General features: G+C 54.7%; 8 protein-coding genes and 4 pseudogenes. 2 read left to right on the top strand and 10 right to left on the bottom strand.

Annotated elements, in window-relative coordinates:
* A pseudogene (locus tag DWB67_RS16915) lies at positions 1–345 on the top strand (IS5/IS1182 family transposase); the annotation flags it as partial.
* Positions 346–455: 110 nt separating this feature from the next.
* Here DWB67_RS16915 and DWB67_RS18500 read toward each other — a convergent pair.
* The 3 genes and pseudogenes from DWB67_RS18500 to DWB67_RS16940 form a co-directional block, all read right to left on the bottom strand.
* Positions 456–1,475, bottom strand: a pseudogene (locus DWB67_RS18500) (IS3 family transposase); the annotation flags it as partial.
* A gap of 88 nt (positions 1,476–1,563) precedes the next feature.
* On the bottom strand, positions 1,564–1,752 hold the full coding sequence (locus DWB67_RS18710) for an LLM class flavin-dependent oxidoreductase (protein WP_370453607.1): 189 nt from the start codon (positions 1,750–1,752) through the stop codon (positions 1,564–1,566).
* A gap of 259 nt (positions 1,753–2,011) precedes the next feature.
* Positions 2,012–3,193, bottom strand: coding sequence for an MFS transporter (locus DWB67_RS16940; RefSeq protein WP_119808741.1), 1,182 nt, complete (start codon positions 3,191–3,193; stop codon positions 2,012–2,014).
* Between the two features lie 111 nt (positions 3,194–3,304).
* Here DWB67_RS16940 and DWB67_RS16945 point away from each other — a divergent pair, with 111 nt between their 5' ends.
* Positions 3,305–4,174, top strand: a complete 870-nt coding sequence (locus DWB67_RS16945; RefSeq protein WP_255418746.1) for a LysR family transcriptional regulator — start codon at positions 3,305–3,307, stop codon at positions 4,172–4,174.
* Between the two features lie 211 nt (positions 4,175–4,385).
* Here the strand turns inward: DWB67_RS16945 and DWB67_RS16950 are convergent.
* The 7 genes and pseudogenes from DWB67_RS16950 to DWB67_RS16980 all read right to left on the bottom strand — a co-directional run.
* Positions 4,386–5,069: pseudogene (locus tag DWB67_RS16950) on the bottom strand (IS6 family transposase).
* 224 nt (positions 5,070–5,293) lie between these two features.
* Positions 5,294–5,650 (bottom strand): DUF4440 domain-containing protein, encoded by a 357-nt coding sequence (locus DWB67_RS16960; RefSeq protein ID WP_119808744.1) that lies wholly within the window; start codon positions 5,648–5,650, stop codon positions 5,294–5,296.
* 520 nt (positions 5,651–6,170) lie between these two features.
* The gene (locus DWB67_RS16965) at positions 6,171–7,601 is read right to left on the bottom strand and encodes an IS1182 family transposase (protein ID WP_119808745.1); all 1,431 of its coding nucleotides are present in this window, start codon (positions 7,599–7,601) and stop codon (positions 6,171–6,173) included.
* A 173-nt stretch (positions 7,602–7,774) separates the two neighbouring features.
* Entirely contained in the window at positions 7,775–8,935 is a 1,161-nt protein-coding gene (locus tag DWB67_RS16970) for an IS30 family transposase (protein ID WP_119808746.1), read from the bottom strand.
* Between the two features lie 627 nt (positions 8,936–9,562).
* A complete protein-coding gene (locus DWB67_RS18145; protein ID WP_182911651.1) occupies positions 9,563–9,724 on the bottom strand; it encodes a hypothetical protein in 162 nt (53 codons plus the stop codon).
* Between the two features lie 84 nt (positions 9,725–9,808).
* Positions 9,809–10,816: pseudogene (locus DWB67_RS16975) on the bottom strand (IS30 family transposase); the annotation flags it as partial.
* Between the two features lie 99 nt (positions 10,817–10,915).
* A partial coding sequence (locus DWB67_RS16980) for an IS30 family transposase (protein WP_119808747.1) occupies positions 10,916–11,288 on the bottom strand: 373 nt, incomplete at its 5' end.

Here is an 11,288-nt window from a genome sequence, read left to right on the forward strand (position 1 = left end):
GCCTATGACACCCGCCGCTGCCATACCGCCATCATCGACTGTCATGCTACTGCGATCATCCTGATCCGAAAGAATGGTCGGCCGTGGAAAGAAGACTGCCCGGCGGCAATCGCTCGCAACGAAATCCTTCGCGCCACCCGTCACTATGGCAGGGCGTTCTGGAAGCGGAGGACCGGATATCACGCCCGAAGCCGCATCGACGCAAAGATGCGATGCTTGAAAGCATTCGGTGAACGTATCGCAGCGAGAAACCCGGACCGCCAGACCACAAAAATCCAGATACGCATCGCCCTCATGAACCGCTTCCCGGCCCTCGGAACGGCAACAATTGTCCGCGTCGCATGACATTGTGGAGGAAAGGGGGCATCACGCCTCAAGGCGCCGTTCTGCAACAATGCCTCAATGAACCTTTCCCTTCTCGCCGAGGTAATATTCTTCGTTTTAATAGCGGAGGTGATCCAGGCGCCAGTCCCCTTGCGGGCTTCCGAGCCGACCTCGAATGCGTTCAGGTAGACGCATTCGTATTTTAATGATCGCCAGAGCCGTTCGATTATGCGGTTGTCGACCCAACGACCAGGCCCGTCCATCGAGATCTTCACCGATGCATTAAGCAGGACTTCGGTGAAATCGGTGCTGGTGAACTGGCTACCTTGACGTCGCATGGCCGCTCGGACCGATGGCGCGACCATGCTCCATGTTGAAAATCTCCGGCGGTCCGTATCGAAGCAGGGCTTCTTTCAAAGCCTCTATGCAAAACCCGACATCGATGGAGTTCGACAGCCGCCAGCTGAGCACCTTTCTGCTGTACCAGTCCATGACCGCCACCAGGTACAGAAAACCATGGTGCATCGGAATATATGAGATATCAGTGCACCAGACCCGGTTGAGACGTGTGATAGCTAGGTTCCTGAGAAGGTATGGATATATCTTGTGGGCCGGGTGCTTCTTGCCGGTCTTCGGCTCCCGATAGATCGGCACCAGGCGCATCAACCTCATCAGCCGACGCACACGGTGGCGGCCGCATTTAGGCCCTTCTCGTTGCATATGACGGGCCATCTGCCGCGAGCCGTACCAAGGCGTTTCCAGGAAATGCCGGTCGATAATTTTCATGAATGCCAGGTTCTGGGTGCTTTCGCCCCGTGGGTGATAGGACAGGCCGAAGCGGGTCAGTGACAGCAGATGGCATTGCCGCCGCACGCCGGGATCGGGATGATCGTGCTTCACCGCTTTTTGCCTCCAGAGCCGGGAACAAGACTGGAGGCACTGGCCAGAAAATCCCGTTCCACGAACAATTGGCCGATCCTGGCGTGTAGCTTCTCGACCTCCTTCTCGGAAAACGTTGTCTCAGCCGACGAGGCATCACCTTCGAACGCAGACGCCATCTTCGCAATTGTAGCGCGCTTCCATCCGCTGATCATCGTCGGGTGAATGCCGCAGTTTTTGGACAGTTCGGCCGTCGTCAGTTCTTCGCGGATGGCTTACAATGCCACCTTCGCCTTGAACTGTGCAGAATAGCGCTTCCGTTTCGTCATCTCAGGGCAGCCCTTCGTCAGTCGCTAAAGCCTAGCAACTGGTCCGAATTCCTGCGACCACCTCTGTCATCTTGGCCAGCAGGATCGGATCACGCAGCGGCAGAACGATGCCGACGGTGCCAAGAGCGATATGACGGGTGCGGCCGGCAAGAAAGCCGAGATAGGGGAACGGGTCAAACACCTGTCCCGCATCCCCGAAGCTGGGATCATGAACCGGCACATCCCGCAGCTAGACCGCGGCACAGCCAAGGTTCTCAGCCAACTCCCCGCCCTTGGCGGGATTTGAGATGTCCGGCGCACCAAAGGAGCGACCCTCGATGTGGGCATGGCTTTGCCCAGCTTCAGTCCAGTCGCGGTGCAGTGGTAATTCAATGCCAAAACTTATGCGGTCTTTATAAATCAGATTTAGGGCAGACAAATACGAACCTCCGGTTCATTGGTTTGCCCCGCCGCACTAAACTGCGGAGGGGCAAGTGAGGTTATTCGGCAGCGACTGTTTGAAGCCTTGACGCGTTCAGGCGACCCGATAGGCGCACCAGAATGATACCGACAACCACCACTCCGGCAGCGATGTAGGGCGCAGCGGCAAGGCCGATGCCTTCCACCACAAGCCCCCCGGCCCATGCGCCCCCGGCAATGCCAAGGTTGAACGCACCGATGTTCAGGCCAGATGCCACATCAACGGCACCCGGGGAGACTTCACGCGCGATTTGTACGACGTAGGATTGCAACGGAGGCACGTTGGCGAAGGCAAAGCCACCCCAGAAGGCTGCAACCGCGATGGCCGCAATCGGGCTGGTGAGAAATGCGCCGAGTGCTACAAGCGATACGGCCAGACCTGCAAAAATGAAGGTTAATGCGGGCACTGCACCGATACGGTCGGAGAGTTTACCACCCGCGATGTTGCCCACGGCAACAGAGGCCCCATAAAACAGCATCACAAGGCTGATGGCACCTGCGGACAGACCCGTAACTTCGTCCAGCATCGGCGCAAGGAAGGTAAAGGCGATAAAGTTGCCGCCATAGCCGACAGCTGTGATCAGATAGACCAGCAGAAGGCGCGGCGAAGTGAGCACCTGCAATTGGGCTTTTATTCCCGCTGATGCGGCCTTTGTCAGATTGGCGGGCACCAAGATAGCAGAAGCGATGAAACCGATCACGCCAAGCGCGACAACGCCGAGGAAAGTCGACTGCCAGCCAAAGTTTTGGCCGATGAACGTTCCCAAGGGAACACCCGTCACAAGTGCGACAGTCAAACCAAGGAACACCAGCGCAATGGCCGAGCTTTCCTTTTCAGGTTCTACAAGGTCGGTTGCGATAGTCGAGGCGATTGCAAAGAACACGCCATGAGCGAGACCAGTAATAAAGCGTGCAGCGACAAGGCTGCCGTAATCCGGCGCAAAGGCGGCATAGGCATTACCAAGCGTAAACAGCGCCAGCAAGAGCAGCAACAGCGTCTTACGAGGCACACGGTCTGCCATGGCGGTCAGCACTGGCGCGCCGATGGTCACACCAAGGGCGTAAAGACTGACCAAAAGGCCGGCAGAAGGAATTGAAACGCCAAGATCGGCGGCGATGGTGGGAAGCAGGCCTACGATAACGAACTCGGTCGTTCCGACGGCAAAAGCGCTGATGGTCAGCGCCCAAAGGGCAAGTGGCATCGGTTTTCTCCAACAAATTTGGTGTCGACGCCGTATATGCCAGCCGCTATCTATTGCGAGAACAGGCATGTTTGGAATGGATCATTGCAAAAACTGCACGAATTACTTCGTATGGGGGATTTGGCTGCCTTTGTCGGGATCGTCGATGATGGGGGTTTTGCTGAATCCGCGCGGCGCAGGGGGGTGTCTGCCTCTACTCTCAGCCGGTCGGTCACGCGGCTGGAAGAGCAGTTGAAGGTCGCATTGCTCAGGCGCACTACGCGGTCTATCGAAATCACGCCTGAAGGTGCCGCAGTTCTGGCCGAGGCGCGCGAGATTTTGGACCGCAGCGAAGCCCTGCAAGAGATCGCAACAAGCGGACAGGCCCCCGCCGGGCCACTGCGTGTAAACGCACCAGTTCCTTACGTCTTGCATGTTCTTGCCCCGCGTCTGGCTGAGTTTCACGCGCAATATCCTGATATTCAGTTGTCTATCGACATGACAGACACGCTGGTGGATCTAATTGGTAGCCACGCGGATGTTGCTATTCGGCTGGGCCAGTTGCCTGATAGTGACCTGTTGCATCGGCCCTTGGGGACTACCGCTTGGAAATTGGTGGCTACGCCGGAATATCTTGATCGTAATGGCTGGCCAAAAACACCAGCTGAACTCGCACAGCTGGAGCAAGTCCGGTTCGCGGCACCAGATCATATCAACACGCTGCGCTTTACTGGTCTGTCCACCCCCGTGATAGTGCCTCCCGCCCTTACCGCGGGCAACGGGGAGGCCGTGCGCCAGATGGTATTAGGCGGTCTGGGCATAGCGCGGTTTTCCGATTTCATGATCGCGGACGACATCCAAGCCGGACGTTTGATTGAGCTGTTTCCCGGCCAACTCGACGTCGCCCCTCTGAATATCTCAGCGCTCTACCTTACTCGCGTCTCGGGCCTTCGACGACTAGGGGTCTTTCTTGATTGGGTGGGGAACATTAGTGGAAGCTGAGTTATCCAAGCGTTCTTTCAGCCAGCATAACGATTCCGAGAAAAAGCGTGGCCTCAAAAGGTTACTAAACGTCAGCTTTATAAAAATATGATTTCCAGATGTCCGCTTTCTGGATGTTGCAGCGCAGCGGCGTGCTTACTTGTGACCGTCCACACAGCCTAGCAGTGTCGCATAGTTTTCTGCGGGTCGTGTAGGGCAATTTTTAATGATATCATGCTGCTAATGCAGCAAACTGTTGGGCTGGTCCGAGGTGGTTAGCTTTGAACTGACCTTTGTGGATCATGTGGGCTGTTTCGATTCCGGCAGGTGTCACTTGTGCTGAATAAAACGACTTGAAGCCTTGCATCGGCCCTGTGATCCGTTTGATGAAGCGATGATCCTGCTTGAAAATGTTGTTGAGGTATTTGACCTGCAGAATCTTGATGCGTTTGCCCGTGCTGACAAACTTCAGGACGGCATTGATGCTGTTCAGGCCTGCCAGGTTCGCACCGTTTTTATCGATCACAACCTTGTCCGGCACGCCATGACTGGCGATGGCACGCTTGAAGAACCGACGCGCCGCAGCCGTGTTTCTCTGGTCGGCGAGCATAACGTCAAGGGTGTGACCGTTGCGATCAACGGCACGGTAAAGATAAGTCCATCGGCCGCGAACCTTGATGTAGGTCCTGTCCATGCGCCATGATAGAGCCGTCGGCCTTTTTCTGGCCTAGGCATCTGCAGCGATGAGCGAAATAAACCTCACCAACCAGCGGTTCAGCGTTGTATGATCGACCTTGATACCACGCTCCAGCATAATCTCTTCGAGATCACGATAGGAAACGGCATAGCGGATATGAAAAAAGACTGGGTGCAAAATGACGGCTTTTGAATAATGGACGCCTTTTAAATCAATGATCACTTTGCCAAATCATCTTGGCGAAGAAATGATGAATTCGAAGCAGAAGCGAAAGCCCGAAAACCTAGCGATATACCCAGTTGCATATGTTGCGGGGCTTCGCAAAAGCAGACCCCCTCCATACGAAATATTCCATGTCGCATGGAGGGGGCGCGCTTGCCAATTTCTGTTAATAGTCAATGGGGTGACGCGCGTGAACGTCAAGGTACAGTCGGCAATGTAATTTATTCGATTTGGCTGTTCGCGACCTGAGCATGCTGAACAACACGCCATTCCTCAGGTTCGATGCGGCGATAAACGGAAGTGCATGCAGCCTCAAAGATCGTTTCACCCTTTTTGGCCCTTATTTCGTAACCGACAACGATCAGCCCTTCTTGGGGACGTGAAATCTGTCTGTTCAAGAATTCAACCTCATCCCAATCCGGGGTTCCAGTGACGGCTCGGACAGCCGCTTCACCGTGAAAAAGAAATGGCGCATGGCTGAGCGCCATAACACATTCCGGATCTATCCGTTCGTGGTAACGATCCTCTGACGCTTGCCAAAGACTTTCCTCAAAATTCCAGACACGATTATCATCCATTCTACAATCTCCAGATACCTACCGATTTCAACCTGAGACGATCTAGACAGTTCCATCTGCTTAACGATCTTCGATGAATGGGACCGCTTAAAGCGATCTTTTTTTAAGACTTGGAGGCCCGGAGGCGGCAACTCCAGAAGATATGATAAGCCTTGTGGGATCGCTAAGCGGTCATCCGGTTGGTCGAACCGAAGCTCGCAAGGTCAAGATTTGCATGCCGCACCGCCGCAAGTTCGGTTCGAGCCCATTTTACCGATGCTGCATGGTCCATGGATGTGCGCTGTTACGAGATGGCCCAAAACCTTCAACAATTGCTTGAGTTTTGAACGGGGTTATTGGCAGCCGAAAACCGGTCAAGACTGTGTGGAAACGCGCCTTCTGATAGCTCCGATTATGAACTCAGAGGTGCCTGTCGAATTTTGACGCAGTTTCACCGATTGGGTGGTCAGAAGCTGGTAAAATGGCGTTTGGGTGGGTTTATGGGTCGGTTTTAGCCGGAATTGGCGGGCTACAGTCCCCATTACGCGCTGATGGCGCTTATAAGGCCAGCCACACCGACAAGGGTCAAGGCGCGGCGGATGTTGTAGGCTAAGGCTGTCAGACTGAACTCTCCCCTGACATTCTCGATGCGGCGCGTGAGGAAGTTCCGCTGCCCCATCCACTGCTTGATCGAGCCAAAGGGATGCTCGAGGCTCTCGCGGCGTTGGTCAATGACTTCGGGCCTTGCGGCAAGCCGGTCTGCCATCCGATGTAGAATGGCCTCATTTGCGTATCGCATGACCTTTCGAAAGGCGGCATTTGTGCATCGCGCCCGCAGGTCACAGGCCTTGCAGGCTTTGGTGTTTACAAAAATGACCGCGTCATTGTCGCGGATCTTGCTTTTGTATTTTGGCTCAAGCTTTTGGCCACCGGGACAGATCAAAACGCCTGCATCAGCGTCATATCGGAACTCTTCTTTCGTGAAGAACCCGTTTTTGACGACCGAGCCGTGCAGCGGCTTCGGGACATAGGGCTTGACGCCAGCGGCCTCACAATCCTCAATGTCTTCGATCTTATAGTAGCCTCGGTCGGCAACGACATCGATCCGATCCACGCCCAGGTTTTCCCGCGCGGCATTGGCTGTCTCGTCAAGCAACCCAAGGTCGCCGACGTTATTGTGGACTTGTTGCTCGGCGATCAGTTTGTGCTTGGTATCGACAGCGATCTGGATGTTGTAGCCAACCCCAATACGGCTTGAGAAATGCATCGCACGCGCATCCTGATCGGTCAGGGATATCTGATCCTCGCCGCTGGCCTCCAGGTCAGCGTGGTGCTGCTCCAGCTGGGCACGGCGTTCCTTGATCGCGGCGATTTTTTGTTTCAGATTGTCTACCCGTGCCGACGGGGGCGTGTCGTCCCTATCCGCGTCATCCAGCTGCTTGAGATATCGGCCAAGGCGCTCGTCACTCTCATCCATGGCTTTGGCCAGCTTAGCCTTGGTGAAGTTGCGCTGGCCGCTGTTGACAGCTTTCAGCCGCGTGCCATCCACCGCAATCAGCTCACGGCCAAACAGATCAAGGCTGCGGCACAAAACCACAAACTCCCGGAATATCTTTCGGAAGGCAGTTTTGTTCTCGCGCCGAAAGTCGGCAATGGTTTTAAAATCTGGTTGCAGCTGCCGCATCATCCAGATCACTTCCAGATTGCGGTGCATCTCGGTCTCCAGACACCGACTGGAGCGCACGCGGTTCAGATAGCCATAAATGTAGAGTTTCAGCAGACCGCTTGGGTCATACCCCGCCGGCCTGCCCGTAGCTTTGGGGCGAGCACGCTCAAAGCCCGCCGCAGCAAGATCAAGGCTCTCGACAAAGGCCTCAATGAACCGAACGACGTGGTCAGGCCCGACATAATCATCCACGCAGGCAGGCAACAAAAGCGTCTGTGCGCGGGACGTTCCTTGAATATGTTTCATGCGCGAGGATAGCATTTTTGCACTCCGCAAGGAATCCCCGATGAGGTGAAAAGGGCCAGTGACCGCGAGTATTTTCAGAGGCGATGGGTTTTCACACAGTCTGGACCGTTTGTCAGCCATGCCAAAAGGGAGGGTTATTGGAGCGTTTCTAATGTCCGCTGAGCGGTGTGGTTTCAACTGATCGCTGCAACACATGCTTCAAATTTCTCAGCGGGCGTTTCGTATTGCAAGGTCTTTCGCGGTCGCTCATTGAGCTGGCGGGCGACGGCACTGAGTTTGGCTTGACTAAAGCCCGATATATCAATGCCTTTTGGAAAGTATTGCCGAAGTAGTCGGTTTGTATTTTCGTTGCTACCGCGCTGCCAAGGTGACTGTGGATCACAAAAGAAGACGTCGATTTTCGTGGCCGTGGTGAACTTCGCATGACCGGCCATCTCGGATCCTCTGTCCCAGGTCAGTGACTGATACAGCTCCTTGGGCAGCTTGCGGGCCTGTTTGATCAGTGCCGTGATAACACTATGGGTGTCCTTGTTTTCGACCTTGGCCAGCATCACAAATCGCGAATGGCGCTCAACCAGTGTGGCAATGTAGCTGTTGTTCGAGCCAACGATCAAATCACCTTCCCAGTGCCCCGGGACGGCACGATCTTCGACCTCAGGCGGGCGTTCGCTAATCGGGATCGCACCCTTGATCTTGCGCAGCTTCAAGCCTTTTTGGGTCGCATGCCGTGATCGTCGAATGGCACGTGGGCTGCGCAAACATTCCTGCAATTCCTTCTTTAAAACCCCGCGGGTCTGTACATAAAGGCTGCGGTAGATCGTTTCATGCGACACGCGGTGCTGCTCCTCGTCCGGATATTTGAGCTTTAGCCAACCAGCGATCTGCTGCGGTGACCATTTCCGCCGCAACTTGCGTGCGATCAGTTGGCACAATGGGTCGTTGAACGAGAGTTTACATGATTTGGGCCGCGTTGCGCAGGCCCAGGCCCGCTGATCCGAGTGCATCGCGCGATAGGCCTGACGTCCGCCATTGCGGCGAACTTCCCGGCTGATTGTAGAAGGTGTCCGATTCAGGTTTCGCGCAATCATGCGGAAAGATTGCTGTGCCATCAGCCCGCGAGATATCTCCTCCCGCTCGATCAAACTCAAAGCATTTTGCGAACGCCTTCGGTCCGGTGGCCTGATCCCGCCGAATTGCGCCAAATGGGGGAAGATCGAAGACGACGCGCGATTGAAGTGACGCCCAATCGAACTCATAGACTCGCCGCGTTGCCAGCGGTCCCACATCTCAGACTTCTGATTGTCGGTGTAAAATGTCCGCGTACGATACTTCATCTCTCACACTCCATCTCTTCTGAAAGACTAGAGTGTTGCGCTCACCCGTTGAAACCGCCGGAGAAAGCTGTCGTTCCACGCTATCACGTAGACGGCCGCGTTACCTAAAACTGCAAGCTTGTTGTGAAAGCGATAAGTCTCAGGCCGTTTCGAACCAATTCCCATAAGGTCGTCTCAAGTTAGGTATTCAGGGCATCCGCCCGACATTCAGCTTTCCCGCAAGCCGCTTTGTGACAGTGACGATGTCAGCTTAAATAATAGGGCGATCAGCTTCCTAAACTTGCTCCAAAAGGACAGACTAGGCATGCAGAAGTCAATCGGTCGGATACGAGAGTGATATCTATGAGAACGTCCATATGGATAGCTGCAGGCATCGTCGTTTTGGGTGGCACAATAGCCTCCTGCTCCAATAGCGAGCGTCTCCTATGCTACAACCCAACCGGTTATTGTGGCGGAAACAGCACGCCGGACCCAGATCGCATCGGGGGGCCGTCTTGGTTCCTTTGGCAATCAAGTGCCGAGGAAAGACTGGCTTATTACAGTAAAGAATGCTCCACCAGCAGCCTGCAGATGGCCTCTGATGATGTGAAAACATGCGCGATTGAGCGCATCAAGTATCAGGCCCATTCAAATTGCGTTCAGCATTATCTGCCGCCGATCAGGCCTAAAGACGCGGCAGAGGAAGCACAGCGAAACAAGTCTTTTGAAAGCTGCAAGCGCAATATTCTCGGGCAGCATGGATTGTAAAAAACGGTCAGCGGCGTAGCCGCCCTTGTCTGATCCGGCCATGCGGCAACGCAAATTCACAAAACTGGCAAGGCATACCAAAAACGTGTAAACCCAAGGCGAAGTGCAAAGATATGTAGAAGCCCTTTATTCCAATCGGTTCTGTATATCCATAACTTCGCTTTCAAAGACTTCCGCTGGAGTCCGGTACCCAAGACACTTGCGCGGCGTGGAATTGAGGGTCTGGCAAATCGACTTTAGATATCGATTTGTCAGGGCCGTCGGTTCGGTCGATCTGGGGAAATATCGTCGCAGCCTATTGTTGGTGTTCTCAACGGTACTTTTTCGGTACGGCGCTTGCGGGTTACAGAACCAGGCGTCCGCGCCAATCCCGTCTTTCAACTGTTGCCAAGCCGAGAACTCAGTCCCGCGATCAAAGGTGATTGATTGGCAGGCATCTGCGGGCAGAGGAGCGAGACCCTGGATAAGAGAATCCATGATGGGCTTGGACGTGCGATTCTCGTTGCGCATGACAACTGCATAGCGGCTGACGCGCTCAACCAAAGACGTCACGTTTATCTTTCCATGCTCTTTGCGAAGCATCATCAGATGGCATTCCCAGTGCCCGAACTCAGCACGCTCAGCAATGCGGTCAGGCCTATGGGACAGGCTTTGGGTATCAAAGATGTGGCCACGCTGATGACGTCGATACCCACGGGGTCTGCGACGTTTGCGATGTTCGGGCAAATGCCGATAGAACTGTTACGCGCGGCCATCTTTAGAATAGGCGAACCTATAAATCGTCTCGTGGCTCACGCGGATCGGGTGGCGTTCAAGGCGCATCCGTCCCGCAATCTGTTCTGGCGACCAGCCGGCCTTGAGACGATCCTCGATTGACGCTTCAAGTTCCGGGTGGACGATCGTCTTACGATGAACTGCACGACGGCGCTTATACATGTCCTGAGCGTTCAACGCGTAGTAACCGGTTAGCTGCGGCAGTTCCCGGTCATCATAGTGGTTCCGCCGAACATATCGGTAGATCGTCGAGGCATCACGGCCAAAACGATCCGCAATCTCAGCTATCGGCATTTTGGCTTCTCGCCACTTTGCGATCTTACGGCGTTCTTCTAAGCTCGGGTGAGAGTAGTGGCTTCCCGTTGTCTATACTCCATGCAACCTTCTGTTTTAAATAAGATCTTGCACTTCGTTAGAAAATCCACCGGTGGAATCTCAAGGGTCGTTGCGACGGTTCCGCTATCTCAGTTTCATCAGTTCTTCTCTAAATGCTTCAGTTGGTGTTCGCCATCCCAGGCATTTTCTTGGTGTGCCGTTCAAGCGGTCACAAATCGACTTCATATCTCGATTTGAGAGTGCGGCAACGGGTGCGTCGCGGGGTAGGTGGCGCCGCGCACGCTTGTTCAGTTTCTTGACGGAACCCTTTTGCCACGGCGCTTGGGGATCGCAGAACCACGCCTCCGTTCCGATCCCCGGCTTCAACTTGCGCCAGTTGTGGAACTGAATCCCGCGATCAAAAGTGATGGATTTTCGGGCAGGTTGGGGCAGGGGTTCCATCACGCTCATCAACCGGTTCATTAGGTGTGTTGTGCTGCGGTCGTTGTTGCGGAAC

The organism is Paracoccus sp. JM45, assembly GCF_003590715.1.
GTDB lineage: Bacteria > Pseudomonadota > Alphaproteobacteria > Rhodobacterales > Rhodobacteraceae > Paracoccus.